This is a genomic window from Burkholderia sp. Bp9015 (assembly GCF_003853505.1).
Lineage (GTDB): Bacteria > Pseudomonadota > Gammaproteobacteria > Burkholderiales > Burkholderiaceae > Burkholderia.
The window spans coordinates 25,057-41,949 of record NZ_QTPZ01000006.1 but is presented as its reverse complement, the minus strand read 5'-3'; the positions used below and the strand labels follow the sequence as shown (position 1 = coordinate 41,949).

The 16,893-nt window shown below is 70.4% G+C and carries 16 protein-coding genes and 1 tRNA gene; 8 read left to right on the top strand and 9 right to left on the bottom strand.

Annotated elements, in window-relative coordinates; translation table 11 throughout:
- Positions 1–49 precede the first annotated feature (49 nt).
- Positions 50–125 (top strand) — tRNA-Ala (locus DIE12_RS08780).
- Between the two features lie 69 nt (positions 126–194).
- Here DIE12_RS08780 and DIE12_RS08775 read toward each other — a convergent pair.
- From DIE12_RS08775 to DIE12_RS08765, 3 genes are all read right to left on the bottom strand, one after another.
- On the bottom strand, positions 195–1,592 hold the full coding sequence (locus DIE12_RS08775) for an enolase C-terminal domain-like protein (protein WP_124520492.1): 1,398 nt from the start codon (positions 1,590–1,592) through the stop codon (positions 195–197).
- A gap of 62 nt (positions 1,593–1,654) precedes the next feature.
- Positions 1,655–2,995, bottom strand: coding sequence for an MFS transporter (locus DIE12_RS08770; protein WP_124520493.1), 1,341 nt, complete (start codon positions 2,993–2,995; stop codon positions 1,655–1,657).
- A 246-nt stretch (positions 2,996–3,241) separates the two neighbouring features.
- Positions 3,242–4,216: a LysR family transcriptional regulator gene (locus DIE12_RS08765; protein ID WP_124520494.1), complete on the bottom strand. Its 975-nt coding sequence runs from the start codon at positions 4,214–4,216 to the stop codon at positions 3,242–3,244.
- A gap of 38 nt (positions 4,217–4,254) precedes the next feature.
- On the opposite strand from DIE12_RS08765, the gene DIE12_RS08760 reads away from it, so the two are divergent.
- From DIE12_RS08760 to DIE12_RS08750, 3 genes are all read left to right on the top strand, one after another.
- Positions 4,255–4,986, top strand: coding sequence for a glutathione S-transferase family protein (locus DIE12_RS08760; protein WP_124520495.1), 732 nt, complete (start codon positions 4,255–4,257; stop codon positions 4,984–4,986).
- A gap of 125 nt (positions 4,987–5,111) precedes the next feature.
- The gene (locus tag DIE12_RS08755; RefSeq protein WP_124520496.1) at positions 5,112–5,738 is read left to right on the top strand and encodes a DUF2239 family protein; all 627 of its coding nucleotides are present in this window, start codon (positions 5,112–5,114) and stop codon (positions 5,736–5,738) included.
- 16 nt (positions 5,739–5,754) lie between these two features.
- Positions 5,755–7,092 (top strand): carotenoid oxygenase family protein, encoded by a 1,338-nt coding sequence (locus DIE12_RS08750; protein ID WP_124489225.1) that lies wholly within the window; start codon positions 5,755–5,757, stop codon positions 7,090–7,092.
- A gap of 13 nt (positions 7,093–7,105) precedes the next feature.
- On the opposite strand, the gene DIE12_RS08745 is transcribed toward DIE12_RS08750, so the two are convergent.
- From DIE12_RS08745 to DIE12_RS08730, 4 genes are read right to left on the bottom strand one after another with little or no spacing between them, the layout of a single operon-like run.
- Positions 7,106–8,272: an ABC transporter permease gene (locus DIE12_RS08745; RefSeq protein ID WP_124520497.1), complete on the bottom strand. Its 1,167-nt coding sequence runs from the start codon at positions 8,270–8,272 to the stop codon at positions 7,106–7,108.
- Between the two features lie 12 nt (positions 8,273–8,284).
- The gene (locus DIE12_RS08740) at positions 8,285–9,439 is read right to left on the bottom strand and encodes an ABC transporter permease (protein WP_124520498.1); all 1,155 of its coding nucleotides are present in this window, start codon (positions 9,437–9,439) and stop codon (positions 8,285–8,287) included.
- Between the two features lie 18 nt (positions 9,440–9,457).
- Positions 9,458–10,156, bottom strand: coding sequence for an ABC transporter ATP-binding protein (locus DIE12_RS08735; RefSeq protein WP_124520499.1), 699 nt, complete (start codon positions 10,154–10,156; stop codon positions 9,458–9,460).
- Between the two features lie 10 nt (positions 10,157–10,166).
- Entirely contained in the window at positions 10,167–11,372 is a 1,206-nt protein-coding gene (locus DIE12_RS08730) for an efflux RND transporter periplasmic adaptor subunit (protein WP_044846340.1), read from the bottom strand.
- Between the two features lie 369 nt (positions 11,373–11,741).
- Between DIE12_RS08730 and DIE12_RS08725 the strand changes: the two genes are divergently transcribed.
- Entirely contained in the window at positions 11,742–11,975 is a 234-nt protein-coding gene (locus DIE12_RS08725; RefSeq protein ID WP_044846339.1) for a hypothetical protein, read from the top strand.
- A gap of 77 nt (positions 11,976–12,052) precedes the next feature.
- Here DIE12_RS08725 and DIE12_RS08720 read toward each other — a convergent pair whose 3' ends face one another.
- Positions 12,053–12,820: a Mut7-C RNAse domain-containing protein gene (locus DIE12_RS08720; RefSeq protein WP_124520500.1), complete on the bottom strand. Its 768-nt coding sequence runs from the start codon at positions 12,818–12,820 to the stop codon at positions 12,053–12,055.
- Between DIE12_RS08720 and DIE12_RS08715 the strand changes: the two genes are divergently transcribed.
- A complete protein-coding gene (locus DIE12_RS08715) occupies positions 12,748–13,788 on the top strand; it encodes an NAD(P)-dependent oxidoreductase (RefSeq protein WP_260426303.1) in 1,041 nt (346 codons plus the stop codon). The genes DIE12_RS08720 and DIE12_RS08715 overlap by 73 nt on opposite strands.
- Before the next feature lie 71 nt (positions 13,789–13,859).
- Positions 13,860–14,495 carry a LysE family translocator gene (locus DIE12_RS08710; RefSeq protein ID WP_044846336.1) on the top strand — a complete coding sequence of 212 codons (636 nt, stop codon included), beginning with the start codon at positions 13,860–13,862 and terminating at the stop codon, positions 14,493–14,495.
- Positions 14,496–14,577: 82 nt separating this feature from the next.
- On the opposite strand, the gene DIE12_RS08705 is transcribed toward DIE12_RS08710, so the two are convergent.
- On the bottom strand, positions 14,578–15,855 hold the full coding sequence (locus DIE12_RS08705; protein WP_124520502.1) for an MFS transporter: 1,278 nt from the start codon (positions 15,853–15,855) through the stop codon (positions 14,578–14,580).
- 97 nt (positions 15,856–15,952) lie between these two features.
- Here DIE12_RS08705 and DIE12_RS08700 point away from each other — a divergent pair, with 97 nt between their 5' ends.
- Complete coding sequence (locus DIE12_RS08700) at positions 15,953–16,873, top strand: LysR family transcriptional regulator (protein WP_044846334.1); 921 nt, start codon at positions 15,953–15,955, stop codon at positions 16,871–16,873.
- Positions 16,874–16,893: the final 20 nt, after the last annotated feature.

Here is a 16,893-nt window from a genome sequence, read left to right as displayed (position 1 = left end):
AACCCCTATTGCCAAGCGCGGAAATGCATGTGTATGATGGTCGTCTGTTGGGGCGGTAGCTCAGCTGGGAGAGCGTCGCGTTCGCAATGCGAAGGTCGGGAGTTCGATCCTCCTCCGCTCCACCAACGGATTCCGAAGGGCCCGGTCGCAAGACCGGGCCCTTTTGTTTTTCCGCGTGTCCCGCTCCGCCGCCGTCACCCCCGCCCGAAACTCGGCCGCTTCGGATCGTACGTCCAGCCCGGCACCAGATACCGCATCGCCATCGCATCGTCGCGCGCCGTGCCGCCGACCTCGCGATACAGCGCATGCGCGGCCTCGACCTGCGCCATGTCGAGCTCGATCCCGAGCCCCGGCCGCTCCGGCACGGCCACCTGGCCGCCGACGATCTCGAGCGGCTCGCGCGTGAGCCGCGCGTCGCCTTCCTGCCAGATCCAGTGCGTGTCGATCGCGGTGATCGTGCCGGGCGCCGCCGCGGCCGCGTGCGTGAACATCGCCAGCGACACGTCGAAGTGGTTGTTCGAGTGCGAACCCCACGTGAGCCCCCAGTCGCGGCACAGCTGCGCGAGCCGCACCGAGCCCTGCATCGTCCAGAAGTGCGGATCGGCGAGCGGGATGTCGACCGCCTGCAGCCGCACCGCATGATCCATCTGCCGCCAGTCGGTCGCGATCATGTTGGTCGCGGTCGGAATGCCGGTCGCGCGCCGGAACTCGGCCATCACCTCGCGGCCCGAATAACCGGCTTCCGGCCCGCACGGGTCCTCCGCGTACGCGAGCAGATGACCTTGCCCGCGACACAGCGCGACCGCTTCGTCGAGCGACCACGCGCCGTTCGGGTCGAGCGTCGCGCGCGCGTCGGGAAAGCGCGCCTTGATCGCCGCGATCGCTTCCATTTCGTCCGCGCCGGCCATCACGCCGCCCTTCAGCTTGAAATCGGCGAAGCCGTAGCGCTCGACCGCGGCCTCGGCCTGCCGCGCGATCGCGGCCGGCGTGAGTGCGGCTTCGTTGCGCAACCGGAACCACGGATCGGCGGCGTGCGTCTCGTCGCGATACGGCAGGTCGGTGCGGCGCCGCTCGCCGATGTAGAACAGGTACGCGAGCATCGGCACCGCGTCGCGCTGCTGGCCTTCGCCGAGCAGCGCCGCGACCGGCACGTCGAGATGCTGGCCGAGCAGGTCCAGCAGCGCGGCCTCGATCGCGGTGATCACGTTGTCGAGTCGCAGGTTGATCTCGTGCGGCTGGCGCAGCACGGCCGCCTCGCCGGCCGACGTCACCTCGTGCCGGATCGTCCGGCCGGCCGTCGCACCGGCGCCGGACAACGCCGCGCGCACCGCGTTGAGCGTCGCCTGGTAACGCCCGATCGACTGGCCGACCACGAGGCCGGTCATCCGCTCGAGCGCCTGGCGGATGCCTTCGCCGCCGGGCACTTCGCCGACGCCCGTGTGGCCGCTGCTGTCGTCGAGGATCACGAGGTTGCGCGTGAAATACGGCGCGTGCGCGCCGCACAGGTTCAGCAGCATGCTGTCGCGGCCGGCGACGGGGATCACCTGCATGCGCGTGACGCGCGGCGTGCCGGCACGGCGGGATTCGGACATCGGTTCGCTCCTGGTTCCGGTGATGCACGGGCCGCCGGACCCGCCGGCGCGGCCCGCGCCGTTCAGTTCAGCTCGACGCGGCGGATCTCGCCGACGACGAACAGGTAGCAGATCACGGCGACCAGCGCGTGCGCGACGACGTACACCAGCGCGCCGTTGAACGAGCCGCTGCGGTCGACGATATAGCCGATCGCGATCGGCGTGGTGATGCTGGAAAGATTGCCGCACGTGTTGAGCAGCGCGCCGCTCAGGCCGGCGATCTGGCGCGGCGCGGTGTCGGCGTTGACGGCCCAGCCGAGCGCGCCGAGCCCCTTGCCGAAGAACGACAGCGCCATGAACAGCACGACCAGCACGTGCGAGTCGGTGTAGTTGCAGACGATCATCGACATCGACAGCAGCATGCCGGTCACGATCGGCACCTTGCGCGCGACCGACAGCGACTGGCCCTGTTTGAGCAGCGCGTCGGACACGATGCCGCCGAGAATCCCGCCGAGGAAGCCGCACACGGCCGGGATCGACGCGACGAGCCCCGCGTTGAGGATCGACATCCCGCGCGCCTGCACGAGATAGACGGGGAACCACGTGATGAAGAAGTAGGTGAGCGCGTTGATGCAGTACTGCGCGACGTACACGCCGACGAGCATCCGGTTCCTCAGCAGCGCCTTCACGTGACGCATCGACGGCCCGCCGTCGCGCGCGCCGGTCGCCTGGTCGATGTTGACGAGCGCGCCGCCTTCGGCGAGGTAGTCGAGCTCCGCATCGTTGATACGCGGGTGCGCCTTCGGGTCGTACATCGTGCGGTTCCACACCAGCACGAACGCGAAGCCGAGCACGCCCATCACCGCGAACACCGACTGCCAGCCGTACGCGTGCACGAGCCAGCCCATCAGCGGCGCGAACACGACGGTCGCCGCGTATTGCGCGGCATTGAAGATCGCCGACGCGGTGCCGCGCTCCGCGGCCGGGAACCAGGTGGACACGATCCGGCTGTTGGCCGGGAACGACGGCGCCTCGGCCGCGCCGACCAGGAAGCGCAATCCGAACAGCAGCGCGAACGCGGCTGCGCCGCCGAAGAAGCCGATGCCGCCCTGCAGCAGCGTGAACAGCGACCAGAAGAAGATGCTGAACGCATAGACGATGCGCGACCCGAAGCGGTCGAGCAGCCAGCCGCCCGGCAGTTGCGCGATCACGTACGACCAGCCGAACGCCGAGAAGATGAAGCCCATCTGCACGTGGCTCAGGTGCAGCGCGCGGGCCAGCGCCGGGCCCGCGATCGCGATCGCCGCGCGATCCGCGTAGTTGATCGTCGTGACCGCGAACAGCACGGTCAGCACGAGCCAGCGCACGCGGGTGCGCCGGGCCGTTGCCGACGCGGACGCCGGCAATGCGTGAAGCGGATTCATCAGTGTCTCCTCCGAAGGGCGGAAGGTGCCGTCGTGCGGCTGCGCGTCGGGTGCGCGCGTTTTTTCGTGGTGGTGTTGCCGGCCGGAGGCCGGACGCCGGACGCCGATGCCCGGGGGCACGGCGTCCGGATCATTCTGTCACGGCGAAATATGCGCTTTCATGCCAATTACTGACTTGATCGATTCAGGAATTGAATCGATTGGAGGCGGGCGCGAATTGTGGGCGCGATTCGGCGGAAGGCCCGTTCACGCGTGCGCGTCGTCCGGGCCGGCGCCGTGGTGGGCCGCGACGTGTTCCGCGAGAAACTCGACCGCGGCGCGCACGCCAGGCAACTGGCCGCGCCGGTGCGGCATCAGCAGTGTGGTCGTGACGGTGCCGGCCCGCCAGCCGGGCAGCACGCGCACGAGCGCGCCCGACGCGAGCGCGGCGCCGGCGATCCAGTCGGGCAGGCATGCGATCCCGAGGCCGGCCGTCGCGGCCTGCAGCAGCAGCGTCGACTCGTCCGCCTGCATCCGGATGCGCGGGGCGACGTCGACGGTGTCGCCGGCGCGCTGCAGCCGCCATGGCTGAGGACCCGGATGAAGCCCGTCGTGCCGCGCGAGGTCGGCCGGTGCGTCCGGTGTGCCGGCACGCGCGAGATATGCCGGCGACGCAACGGCGACGATCGGCGACGTGGCCAGCGGCCGTTGCACGAGTGCGGAATCGGGGAGCGGCGCGAAATGACTGCGGACCGCGATGTCGAAGCCTTCCTGCGCGATGTCGACGAGCCGGTCGCTCGCATGAATCTGCAGCAGCAGCTTCGGGTGCGCGATCGCCAGCGCCGGCAGGCATGGCGCGAGGATGTGCTGCGCCACCGGCACCGAACTCGTGATCCGCACGACGCCGGCCGGTTCGGCCACCTGCCGCAGCACGGCGTCGCGCGCGCTTTCGGCCTCGATCACCGCCGCGCGCGCATGCTCGAAGAATTCGGCGCCAACCGGCGTCAGCCGGAAGCTGCGCGACGTGCGATGCACGAGTCGTGCGCCGAGCGTGCGCTCGAGCTCGGCCACGCGCTTGCTGACCGTCGATTTCGGCAGGTCGAGCCGACGTGCGGCCGCCGACATGCTGCCCGCGTCGACCGCCTGTACGAAGAGGTAGAGATCGTTCAGATTCACTGTCAGCGTCCACCAGGAGAAACGACGGGTTTCGATTCTAGCGGCTACTGCGCGATCGTTCGTCATGGGAGCATGATTGCTCGATCAACTTCTGCGAAATCCCCATGTCTCCGATCCTTCTCTACGGCATTCCCGCCGGTTGCTCGTTCGGCTCGATCGTGGCGCTCGAATGGGCAGGCCGGCCTTACCGGCTGTCGCGCATCACGATGCCGGGCCTCGTGACGAGCGACGCGTTCCTCGCGCTGAACCCCGCCGCCGAGACACCGGCGTTCGTGACCGCGAACGGCGACGTGCTGACCGAAAGCGTCGCGATCCTCGGCCATGTCGGCGCACAGGCGCTCGATAGCGGCCTCGCGTTCCGCCAGGGCAGCGCGGATTTCGACCGTCTGAACCGCATGCTCGCGTGGTTGAACACGACGTTCTTCAGCGCGTTCGGTGCGCTCTGGTACGTGTACGAACACGGCGCCGAAGGCGCCGAGAAAACCGTGCTGCAGGCATACGGTCGCGGCAAGGTGCTGAAGGCGCACCGTCACCTCGAAGCGCTGCTCGAGCGCGGCGACGGTCCGTGGCTGCTCGGCGCGCAACGCACGCTGGCCGACGCGTATTTCGCGGGAATCGCCCGCTGGGCCGACTATCACGCGGTGTTCGAGCAGGATGCGTTTCCGCACGTCGCCGCGCTGCGCGCACGGCTCGCCGACGACGCCGGCGTGCAGTTCGCTCACGCGATCGAGGAAAACCGGCCGCTACCGGTGTCGTCGGCATTCGAAGGACACGTGTCGCTCGACGATGCGCTCGCCCGCGCACGCATGACCGCGATGCCGGCCGCGACGCCCTGAAGACCGGACAGCGCGCTCACCCGACGCGTACGGCGTCGGCAAATTTTTACCCGGGTGATATTGACATTCAATTTATACCCGGATAAAAATAGCGTCATTCCGATTTCTGCCCACGGGCGACCACGATGACGCTCTCCACACTTCTCCCTTCCTACACGGCGTTCGACGGCCACCGGCGCGTCGCGTCGGGCCCGCTCGCGACGGTGGCGGTCGCGGTCCGGCAGGCGGCCGGCGACGCCATGTCCGGCACGATCGTGATCTTCGACGACGCGACCGGCCGCTCGATCGACCTCGACCTGCGCGGCACGGCGGACGATATCCGCGCGCGTTACGCGGCAGCGCCGGGCGATGCATCCGCGCCCGCCGCGGAGGGAGGCGGGGCGGGCGAACAACGCGGCCGCGGCCGTCCGAAGCTCGGCGTCGTCTCGCGCGAGGTCACGTTGCTGCCGCGTCACTGGGAGTGGCTCGCCGCGCAGCCGGGCGGCGCGTCCGTCGCGCTGCGCAAGCTCGTCGAGGACGCGCGGCGCACGCATGCGGCGGCCGACCGGCGCCGCGACGCGCAGGCACGCGCCTATCACTTCATGTCCGCGATCGCGGGCGACCTGCCCGGTTTCGAGGAGGCCGCGCGCGCGCTGTACGCGAACGACCTCGCGCGGCTGGCCGAGCGGGTCGCCGGCTGGCCGGACGACGTGCGCGACCATGCGCTCGCACTGGCGCGCGGCGATCTGCCGCCGTCGACCGAAGACTGCTGAAGGAGCACACGACGCGATGACGACGTTCGATCTGAACCGCGGCGCGATCGCGCCGGTCGCCGACGAAGCCGACCTCGTCGACCTGCGCGTGACCGGCACGATCCCGCCCGAACTCGACGGCACGCTGCTGCGCAACGGCCCGAATCCGCCGGGCGGCCGTTTCGAAGGCAACGACGTGCTGTCGTGGTGGCCGGAAGCGGCGATGCTGCACGCGATCGCGTTCGAACGCGGCCGCGCCGCGGGTTACCGGAACCGCTGGGCCCGCACGCGCCGCTGGGCCGATGTTCACGCACCGGAGCAGGCGCCGCATCTGCCCGACACGAATCCGAACGTGAACGTGCTGCAGCACGCGGGCGAATTGCTCGCGCTGGCCGAAGGCGGCGCGCCGCTCGCGATCACGGCCGCGCTCGACACGCTCGGTGCGCCCGCGCGGCACGCGGCGTTCGGCGGCGCGATGACCGCGCATCCGAAGGTCGATCCGGTGACCGGCGAACTGATCCTGTTTCGCGCGGACTGGCGCGCGCCGTGGCTGCGCTACGGTGTCGCGGACGCGCAGGGCGTGCAGCGCGTCGACCTCACGGTCGACGTGCGCGCGCCGTCGATGATGCACGACCTCGCGATCACCGAGACCCGCAGCCTGCTGCTCGACCTGAACGTGGGTTACGACTTCGCGATGCTGAAGCACGGGCACCGGATGCCGCTGCGCTGGCACGACGACCGCGACGCGCGGATCGGCGTGATGCCGCGCCACGGCGGCGACGTGCGCTGGTTCGGGATCGAGCCGTGCTTCGTCCAGCACGTGGTGAACGCGTACGACTGCGATGCGTCGTGCATCGTGCTCGATGCGGTGCGCTATCCGTGGTTCCTGCGGCTCGACGCGCGCACCGGCCGGTTCGCCGACAACCCGGTCGGCGAACTGTGGCGCTACGTGATCGATACCGCGAACGGGCTGGTCGACGAGGGGCCGCTCGCCGATGGCGGCATCGAGCTGCCGCGCATCAACGAAAGCCGGACCGGGCGCCGCTACCGTTACCTGTATGCGGCCGAGCAGCCGAACCACACCGAGATGCGCGGCGTGATGCGCTTCGATCACATGCGCGGCACGACGACGCGTTACGCGGTGCCGGCCGGCGACCAGAATGGCGAGCCGGTGTTCGTGCCGCGCCCGGGCGGCACCGACGAGGACGATGGCTGGCTGCTGGTGGTGGTCTACCGCGCGGCGACGGATACGAGCGACGTCGTGATCCTCGATGCGCGCGCGATCGACGCGGCGCCGGTCGCGACCGTGCACCTGCCGCGCCGCGTGCCGGCCGGGTTCCACGGCGCGTGGGTGCCGAGCGAGCGCCGCGCGTGAGCGGCCGCACGCGTCACTGCGCGCGCAGCGCGTCGACGATGCTCAGCCGCGCGGCGCGCATCGCCGGCAGGAACCCGCCGACGAGCCCCATTACGAGCGAGAACAGCAGCGTCTTCACGACGATCGCGGGCGTCAGCACGAAACGGAACGACAGGTCGGAGAAAGTCTGGAAGTTGGTCGTCGAGAACGACGCGAACTCCATCAGCGACGCGCACGCGAGCCCCGCGACGCCGCCGACGAAGCCGAGCAGCAGCGCCTCCAGCAGGAACGCGGCGAGCACGTTCATGCGCTTGAAGCCGAGCGCGCGCAGCGTGCCGATCTCGGCGGTGCGGTTCGCGACCGATGCATACATCGTGATCATCGCGCCGATCATCGCGGCGATCGAGAAGATCGTCGACAGCGTGATGCCGAGGATGTTGATGAAGGTCGACAGCGCCTTCGACTGGTCGCCGTAAAACGTCTGCTCGCGCTTCGCTTCGTCGGTGAGGCGCGGGTCAACGTCGATGTCGGCCTTGAAGCGCGCGAAACCGTCGGCGCTCGGGATGCGCAGCACCATCGACGAATAGCTGGTGCGCCGGAACGACTGCATCAGCTGGTCGACGTCGCCCCAGATCTCCGAATCGAAGCCGCTGCCGCCCGCGTCGAAGATGCCGACGACGGTCCAGTCGCGCTGCGCGAAATGCAGGCGGTCGCCGAGCTGCGTGCCGCTGAAGCCTCTCGCGATCGCGCTGCCGACGACGATCTCCGACGAGCCCGGCGCGAACGTGCGGCCCGCGACCAGCTTCACGCGCGGGCGCAGCGCGAGGCCGGCCGGCGACACGCCGCGGATCACGACGTTGGACGGCTTGCCGGTCGACGTCTTCACGAGCGAGATCAGCACGACGGCTTCCTTCGACACCTGCGGCCGGCCGTCGGGGCCGAGCGCGACGGCCGGATGCATCTCGAGCGCGTTGGCCTGCTGGTGGTCGATCGCGCTCTGGATCTCGGTTTCCGCGCCCTTGCGGATCACCACGACGTTGTCGGGTTCGCCGGTCGACACGAGCGTCTGCGTGAGCCCCGCGTCGAGCATCTGCACGGTCGCGAACACGAAGATCACCAGCGCCATCCCGCCCGCGGTGAGCGCGGTGGTGAGCCGCCGGGTCCACAGGTTGCGCGCGATGTAGGTGAGCGGAATGGCCATCGATGCGTGCCTCTAGCCGATCGCCCGCAGGCCTTCGACCACGCGCACGCGTGCCGCCTGCCACGCCGGCACCAGCGCGGCCGCGAAGCCGACCGCGATCGAGCACGCGGCCTGCAGCGCCATCGTCCCGTCCGACACCCTGAACACCGGAAAGATGCCGCCCGCGGCCTGCTTGAAGAGGCTCGCGGCCGGCGGCGTCGCGAGCATCCCGAGCCCGCCGCCGACCACCGCGATCACGACCGATTCGCCGAACATGAGCAGCGCGAGAAAACCGGGGCCGAAGCCGAGCGCCTTCAGCGTCGCATATTCGGCGGTGCGTTCGCGCGCGCTCATCGCCATCGCGTTCGCCATCACGGCCATGATGATCAGGATCACCACGTACGACACGACGCGGATCGCCGCGATGATCTGGTTCGACATCGCAACGAAGCCGAGCTGGAACGCCTGTTCGGTCTCGGTCAGCGTTTCGGCGAGCGAGTTCCTGAACACCGCGTCGACGTTGCGCGCGATCGCGGCGCCGTCGTCCGGGTGCGCGACGCCGAGCACGAACACGCCGACCTGGTCGGCCTGCTTCGGCGTGCGCTTGCGCACCGTCTCGTTCAGGTAGTCCCAGTGGAACACCAGCTGGCGCGTGATCGTCGAGTCGTCGCGGCCGTCGAGAATGCCGCGCACGACGAAATCCCACGTGCCCGGGTAGATCGTGCCCTTCAGCGGAATCACGTCGCCGACCTTGAAGCCGAACTGCGTCGCGAGCTGACGCCCGACGAGGCAGCCGCGGCGGTCGCGGACGTAGTCGGCGCGCTGCTGCGCCGGGAGGATGAATTCCGGATACAGGTCGAGGTAGTTTTCCGATACCGCGAAGCTCGCGAAGAAGTTTTTCGGGTCGCGGTAGATGCCGCCGAACCAGTTCGAGCGGACCACGGCCGTCACGCCGTCGACGCCGCGGATCCGGTTCTCGTAGCTGACCGGCAGCGGGAACACGAGCGAGATCGCGTTGCGCGTGACGAGCCGGCCGCTCGACGCGGCGGCCGCGCCCGCGTACCACGCGTCGACGACGGTGTGCAGCAGCCCGAACGCCAGCACCGCGATGGTCAGCCCGAGCACGGTCAGCAGCGTGCGCAGCCGGTGCCGCAGCGCGTTGCGCGCGATCAGCTTGAACACCATCATCGTGCGCGCTCCCGTCCGTCAGACGGCGTGCCCATCGATCAACTCTCCTTTCTCCAGATGCACGAGCGACTGCGCGGCGGCAGCCGCGTGCGCATCGTGGGTCACCATGATGATCGTCTTGCCGAGCTCCGCGTTCATCCGCTGCAGCATCGCGAGCACGTCGGTGGCCGACGCGCGATCGAGGTCGCCGGTCGGCTCGTCGGCGACGATCAGCACCGGGTCGGTGATCAGCGCGCGCGCGATCGCGACGCGCTGCTGCTGGCCGCCCGACAGCTCGGACGGGTAATGGCTGGTCCGGTCGCCGAGATTCACCATGTCGAGCACCAGCTCGACGCGCTCGCGCCGTTCGCGGCGCGACAGGTGCGTGAGCATCAGCGGCAGCTCGACGTTCTCGAACGCGGTGAGCACCGGCATCAGGTTGTAGAACTGGAAGATGAAGCCGACGTTCGCCGCGCGCCATTCGGCCAGTTGCGCTTCCTCCAGCCGCGAGATGTCGAGGCCGCCCACGCGCAGCTCGCCGCTGTCGGGCCGGTCGATGCCGGCGACGAGATTGAGCAGCGTGCTCTTGCCGGAACCCGACGGCCCCATCAGCGCGACGAAGTCGCCTGCGCCGATGTCGAGCGTGATGTCGGTCAGCACCGGCACGACCTGGTTGCCGCGCCGGTACGACTTCGCGACGTGGCTGATCTCGACGAGGGGCGGCGAGGCGTCGTTCACGCGCGCCACGCTACTTCTTCGCGACGGCGACTTTCGCGCCGTCCTTCAGCTTCGCGCCCGGCGCGAGCACGACCGTATCGCCGGGCTTCACGCCGCGGATCGCGACGAGTTCGCCGATCCGCGCGCCTCGGGTCACCGCCGTCGCACGCACCGTGTCGTCCTTCACGACGAACACGACCGGGCGGCCGTCGCGCTCGACCACCGCGCTCGCCTGCACGGCCGTCACCGGCTGCCGGTCCTGCGGCGACGCCGGCTTCGACAGGAACGCGATCTTCGCGCTCATGTCGGGCAGCACGCGCTCGTCGCGGTCGACGAAACGCACCTTCACCAGCACGGTCGCCTTCGAGCGGTCGACGGTCGGCACGATGCGCGACACGCGGCCCGCGAAGCGCATGTCGGGCAGCGCGTCGAGTTGGATCTCGCACGGCTGCTCCGCGCGGATCTTCGCGATGTTCGATTCGGCGACGTCGGCCTCGACCTCGAGCGTGTCCATGTCGGCGATCGTCACGACCGCGCCCTTGCTGTCCGACGCGGACGAGAACGGCGTGATGTTGTCGCCGACGTTCGCGTGCTTCGCGAGCACGATCCCGTCGAACGGCGCGCGGATCACCGTCTGGTCGACCGCGACCTGCGCGGCCTGCGCATTGGCTTCGGCGGACGCGATCGCGGCTTCGTCGCTGTTGACCGACGCGCGTGCCTTGTTCACGCGGGCCGTGTCGATGTCGAGCTGCGCGGCCGGCACCGCGCCCTTCGGCGCGAGCGCGGCGGTGCGGCGCAGCGCGATCTCCGCATCCTTCAGCTCTGCCTGCGCGACGCCGAGGTTCGCACGGGAGACCTGCGCCTGCGCGCGTGCCTGTGCCAGCGACGCCTGCACGTCGCGGCTTTCGAGCCGCGCGATGATCTCGTCCTTCTTCACGCGCGTGCCCTCGAGCACGCCGAGCCACTCGACGCGACCCTGGCCCTTCGACGCGACCGCCGCCTTGCGCTGCGGCACGACGTAGCCGGTCGCGTTGAGCTGGGTGTCGTTCTGGTACGGGTAGGCGGACGTGACGGAGGTCGTGTCGACCGTCGGCCGGCCGGTGAGCGCCAGCGCGGCGACGATCGCGACGATGACGAGCGCGGCGGCGACCGCGTAGCGGACCCACCGGCGCCGGCGTGGCGCGGGTGCGATCGGACGCCGGTCGATTTTCAGTTTGTCCAGATTGTGATCGGGCAATTTGGGCGCCTTGCGACGGCGGCGGTCTCGTGACCGGCCGCGTCCGGTTGGGACGGAAGGTGGCCAGTATAGCGTCGGCGCGACGGGCGCGAGAGCCGGTTTGTCGGACGATTGACGCAGGTCCCGGCGGCGCGTCGCGCGGGCGCGAAACCCGTGCCCCCCGGGGAAACCCGAACGATGCAAGCTGCATGTCAACTCGCCGCGCGGGCGATGCGTTATGGAGCCTGTGCGTCAGTATTTGCCGAGGCGGAAAGGCGAGAGCCGACCCGTCCGGTGGCGACCGGGAGCCCGGCGCGACTGATGTTCCGATGCGGATGCCTCGCATCTCTTACCGGTACGTTTGACTTTTTCTCCGCTAAAGGAAGAACAATGAAGAAGACGCTCGCTTCGATCATGACCGCAGCATTCGCTCTCGCATCGGTTTCGGCATTCGCACAGGCGTCGGCGCCGGCAGCCGACACGTCGGCCGCTGCACCGGCACCGGCCAAGAAGGATCACAGCAAGCCGAAGCACCAGCTGAAGCAACACGGTTCGGCCAAGGGCAAGGCGAAGGCTGCAGCCGCTTCGGCCGCCGGCACGAACGACGCAGGCACGCAGAACTAAGCACGCTTCACCGGGCCGGCGCTGCCGGCTCCCTGTCGCGAAACCCCGCACGCTCCGGCCTGCGGGGTTTTGTTTTTTCAGGCGTCCGCCACGTCCGCGACGTCGAGGGCATCGGGCGGCGGCGCGCGCATCGCATCGACCACCGCGCGCATGCGCCGCCAGTGCGACCCTTCCCAGAACACGCGCCGGCACACGTCGCACGCGGCAAAGCGCCGGTGCCGCTGGCGCACGCCCGGCGGCACGCGCGGCGCGGCGTCCGCCGCATCGAGCGCGTGCAGCGGCGCGTTGCAGCGCAGGCACAGCCGGAACGGCCGCATGTGCGGCGCGAGATCGAGCCGCGCGAACAGCTCGCGCAGCTGCGCGTCCGGCTGCTGCGCATGCAGGTAGCAGCCGCGCACGACCGCGCGGCGCTTCAGCAGCTCGCGGTCGCGGGTCAGCACGATCCGGCCTTCGCGCGCGGCGAGCGCCGCGAGTTCGTCGTCGCGGTAGTGGTTGTCGTAGCAGGTGTCGAAGCCGGCGAGGCGCAGCAGCTGCGCGAGGCCGCCGAGATGCGCGTCGGCGACGAAGCGCCAGCGGTCCGGTTGCGGCAGCGGCGAGGCGGCCGCCGGCTGCGCGCGCTCCGGATGGATGTCGACGCGGTCGCCGTCGCCGAGCGGCCGGTCGAGGGCGGCCGGTGCGCCGTTCACGCAGAGCCGGCCGATTTCCGTATGCGGGACGCCGAGCGCCTCGACCGCGTGCTTGACCGTCGCGTCGCGCGCAAACGCGTGCGCGAATGCGCACTCGCGCTGCTCGCGCGCGAGAAACGCGTTCAGTTCGCCGTGGAAGCGGAAGGTCGCGGTCGCCATTGGCGCAGTATCGCACCGCGCACGGCCGGTCGCCGGGGGCTGCAGGCCGCCGCCATCTGTGTTTAACTCCCCGCTTCACGGGTCGAAGGAGCGGGGAAATGGATCTCGGATTTATCGGGCTGGGCGAAATGGGGCAGGCGATTGCGACGAACCTGCTGAAGGCGGGGCACGCCCTGCGGGTCTGGAACCGGTCGCGCGAGCGCGCCGAGCCGCTCGCCGCGCTGGGCGCGCAGATCGTCGCGACGCCGGCCGATGCGTTTCGCGGCGATGCCGTGTTCTCGATGCTCGCCGACGACGCGGCCGCGCGCGAAGTATTCGACGACGCGCTGCTCGCGCAGGCGCCGCGCGGCCTGATCCACGTGAACATGGCGACGGTGTCGGTCGCGCTCGCCGAGTCGCTCGCGCACGCGCATGCGTCGCGCGGCCTCGAGTACGTCGCCGCGCCCGTGATGGGGCGCCCGGACGTCGCAGCCGCCGCGCGGCTGACGATCATGGCCGGCGGCCCGGCCGAGGCGATCGACCGCGTGCAGCCGCTGTTCGACGCGATCGGCCAGAAGACCTGGCGGTTCGGCTCGCTGCCGCAGCATGCGAACGTCGCGAAGATCGCGGCGAATTTCACGCTCGCGTCGGCGATCGAGACGCTCGGCGAGGCGTCCGCGCTGCTCGGCGCGCACGGCGTCGCGATGCGCGATTTCCTCGACGTGGTCACGAACAGCGTGTTCCCGGGGCCGGTCTACGCAGGCTACGGCGGGATGATCGCCGAGCGCAGCTACGAACCCGCGCGCTTCAAGGCGCGCCTCGGGCTGAAGGACGTGCGGCTCGCGCTGGAGGCCGGCGACGCGGCGTCGGTGCCGCTGCCGGTGGCGAGCGTCGTGCGCGACAGCCTGCTCGATGCGCTCGCGCACGGCGGCGGCGAACAGGACTTCGCGGTGCTCGGCGAAGTCGCGCTGCGCCGCGCGGGCCGCTGAGCCGACGCGGGACAAAAACGTCGCGCGCACGGCATAATCGACATTTCAATTCTCTTTCGGTCGGGGCGGTCATGAACCTGCATACGTGGTGGCTTTTCGTGGCGACGGTGTTCGTCGTGTCGGCGATTCCCGGTCCGAACATGCTGCTCGTGATGACGCACGGCGCGCAGCATGGGCTGCGCCGCTCGGCGTCGACGATGGCCGGCTGCCTGAGCGCGCTGGTGCTGATGCTCGCGGTGTCCGCGGCGGGGCTCGGGGCGGTGCTCGAGGCGTGGCCGGCGACGTTCGATGCGTTGCGCTTCGCGGGCGCCGCCTACCTGATCTATCTCGGCGTGAAGGCGTGGCGCGCACGCGTCGACGACGCGCCGGCCGCGGACGTCGATGCGGTTTCGCAAGGCGCGTCGGCATCACGCTGGGCGCTGTTCCGCAACGGTTTCCTGGTCGCGGGCAGCAACCCGAAGGCGATCCTGTTCGCGGCCGCGCTGCTGCCACAGTTCATCAATGCAGCCGAGCCGACGCTGCCGCAGTTCTGCATCCTCGTCGTCACGTTCGCGGTGATCGAGGTCAGCTGGTATCTCGTCTACGCGTCGTTCGGCACGCGCATCGGCGCGACGCTGAAGAGCCAGAGCGTCGCGAAGGTGTTCAACCGGCTGACGGGCGGTATCTTCGTCGGCTTCGGCGCGATGATGGCGCTGGTCCGTCACTAATTTCGGCCTGCGCGGCCCACGCGGCCCGTCGGGCGCCCCGCGCCTCGTCAGAGGGCGGGGCGTTTTCATATCCGGGCCCGCGTTACGCGCGCGGCCACGCCGCGGTGCCGCTCCGGCGCCCGCCCGACAAGCCGAACGCCGCGGCCGCGCCCGCGAACGCGAAGCCGACGCCGCACACGGCGCTCCACCCGCCCCACGCCCATGCGCTGCCCGCCAGCGCCGCGCCGAGCGCGCCGCCGACGAAGAACAACCCGACGAACAGCCCGTTCAGCCGCCCGCGTGCGGCCGGGTTCAGCAGGTTGATTTCCCGGCGGCCGATCGTCTGGTCGACGATCACGCCCGCGTCGAGCAGCGCCGCGCCGCCGGCCAGCAGCGCCAGCGCGACGCCGCGATGCGCGTGCGCATCGAAGCCGAACCAGCCGGCGCCGGCGATGCCGAGCACGGTGAGCGCCGCGAGCATCGTCACGTGCGCGATGCGCTGCGCGGCCGGGCCGTGGCCGCGATCGCCGGCATGGCCGGCCAGCGGCGTGACGATCGCGCCGCTCGCGCCGGCGAACGCGAACAGCGCGATGCCGTGCAGGTCGAGGCCGAACGGCGGCTGCGCAAGCCGCAACCCGACGGCGGTCCAGAACGCGCTGAATGCGGCCATCGCGAGCGCGGCCGATAGCGCATGCCGGCGCAGCACCGCTTCGTCGGCCAGCAGCCGGCCCATCGACGCGAGCAGCGCGCGATAGCCGGCCGAAGCCGGCGGCACGCGCGGCGGCAAGCGCAGCGCGAGCACTGCCGCGATCGCCGCGTTCGCGAGCGCGGCCAGCGCGTAGAACGCGCGCCAGCCGGCCGTGCCCGCGATCAGGCTGGCGAGCGGCCGTGACAGCAGGATGCCGAGCATCAGCCCGCTCATCACGTTGCCGACCGCGCGGCCGCGCTGCGCTTCGGGCGCCATCGACGCGGCCATCGGCACCAGCATCTGGATCACGCTCGACGCGGCGCCGGCGGCCAGCGTCGCGAGCAGGAAGACGGTGCCGGACCGCGTGAACGCCGGCAGCGCGAGCGCGGCCGCGCACGCGACGAGTGTCGCGACGATCAACCGGCGGTTCTCGAGCAGGTCGACGAGCGGCACGAGCAGCACGAGGCCGGCTGCGTAGCCGAGTTGCGGCAGCATCGCGACGAGGCCCGCGAGACCGGGCGGCAGGTGCAGGTCGGCGCTGATCGGGCCCGTCAACGGTTGCGCGGCGAACAGGTCCATCACGATCACGCCGACCGTCGCGGCGAAGAAGAGCGTCATGCCCGTGCTCAGCACGGGCGGGGCACCGCGCGCGGCGCGGCCGGGGGCGGGGCAGGAGTCGGCAGGGCAGTTCATCGGAAGCCTGGAGCGTCGAGCGAAGGAATCCCCATCGTAGGTGCCGGATGTTTATGCGACAATTGAAATATGTCTAACATGATTATGCGAGTTTGATTTGAATACGCGTGATCTCCAGGCGTTCGTCGCGGTGGTCGACAGCGGGTCGATGGTCGCGGCCGCGGCGAAGCTCCATCTCACGCAGCCGGGCCTCACGCGACGCGTGCAGAACCTCGAGACGCTGTTGGGCATGCCACTGCTCGAGCGGCAGAGCAAGCCACTGAAGCCGACCGCCGCCGGGCGCGACGTCTATGCGCTCGCGCGCAACGTGCTGGGGGCGGTCGACGCTTTGATGGCGGCCGGCGCGCCCGACAGCGAGCCGTCGGGCGAACTGCGCATCGGCGTGCCGCCGTTCCTGTCCGAGCTGGCGCTCGAGCGGCCGATCGACCGGCTGCGCGACGCGTTTCCGCGGCTGACCCTGCGCGTGACGGCTGGCTGGTCGCCGGCGCTCGTGCAGGGCATCGAGCGCGGCACGCTCGATGTCGCGGCGGTCATGGTGCCGGCCAGCGCGGCGCTGCCCGATACGCTGACGGCCACGCCGCTCGGCACGCAGCCGACGGTGCTGGTCGCCGCGCGCGATTTCCCGCTGCCGGCCGGTCCGCTGTCGCTCGACGTGCTATCGGGTTTTCCGTGGGTGCTGAGCCAGGACGGCTGCGGGATGCGTTCGGCACTGAGCCGTGCGCTCGGCGCCGCGGGGCTGCCGTTCGACGTCGCGGTCGAGGCGTTCGGCTCGGAGCTGCAGCTGTCGCTCGTCGCGCGCGGTGCCGGCATCGGGATCGCGTCGCCGAACGCACTGGCGCGCAGCAAGCATCGCGATGCGCTGAGGGTGGTGGAAACGGCGGGGCTGGAAACGCGGATCAACGTGTGGATCGTGCACGGCGCGCTGCCGGGCCGCCTGACGCGGCCGGTCGCGCTGCTGCGCGACACGCTGGGCGAGGTGCTCGACCGGGAGAACGGGAAGGGGTCGGATTCGAACTAGCGATCTAGAGTGCGCAGTCG

Excerpts from the sequence above, each read along its gene's own strand:
- DIE12_RS08775 (WP_124520492.1), bottom strand. The coding sequence starts at position 1,592 with ATGTCCGAATCCCGCCGTGCCGGCACGCCGCGCGTCACGCGCATGCAG.
- DIE12_RS08770 (WP_124520493.1), bottom strand. The coding sequence starts at position 2,995 with ATGAATCCGCTTCACGCATTGCCGGCGTCCGCGTCGGCAACGGCCCGG.
- DIE12_RS08765 (WP_124520494.1), bottom strand. The coding sequence starts at position 4,216 with ATGACGAACGATCGCGCAGTAGCCGCTAGAATCGAAACCCGTCGTTTC.
- DIE12_RS08760 (WP_124520495.1), top strand. The coding sequence starts at position 4,255 with ATGTCTCCGATCCTTCTCTACGGCATTCCCGCCGGTTGCTCGTTCGGC.
- DIE12_RS08755 (WP_124520496.1), top strand. The coding sequence starts at position 5,112 with ATGACGCTCTCCACACTTCTCCCTTCCTACACGGCGTTCGACGGCCAC.
- DIE12_RS08750 (WP_124489225.1), top strand. The coding sequence starts at position 5,755 with ATGACGACGTTCGATCTGAACCGCGGCGCGATCGCGCCGGTCGCCGAC.
- DIE12_RS08745 (WP_124520497.1), bottom strand. The coding sequence starts at position 8,272 with ATGGCCATTCCGCTCACCTACATCGCGCGCAACCTGTGGACCCGGCGG.
- DIE12_RS08740 (WP_124520498.1), bottom strand. The coding sequence starts at position 9,439 with ATGATGGTGTTCAAGCTGATCGCGCGCAACGCGCTGCGGCACCGGCTG.
- DIE12_RS08725 (WP_044846339.1), top strand. The coding sequence starts at position 11,742 with ATGAAGAAGACGCTCGCTTCGATCATGACCGCAGCATTCGCTCTCGCA.
- DIE12_RS08715 (WP_260426303.1), top strand. The coding sequence starts at position 12,748 with ATGCGCACTCGCGCTGCTCGCGCGCGAGAAACGCGTTCAGTTCGCCGT.
- DIE12_RS08720 (WP_124520500.1), bottom strand. The coding sequence starts at position 12,820 with ATGGCGACCGCGACCTTCCGCTTCCACGGCGAACTGAACGCGTTTCTC.
- DIE12_RS08710 (WP_044846336.1), top strand. The coding sequence starts at position 13,860 with ATGAACCTGCATACGTGGTGGCTTTTCGTGGCGACGGTGTTCGTCGTG.
- DIE12_RS08705 (WP_124520502.1), bottom strand. The coding sequence starts at position 15,855 with ATGAACTGCCCTGCCGACTCCTGCCCCGCCCCCGGCCGCGCCGCGCGC.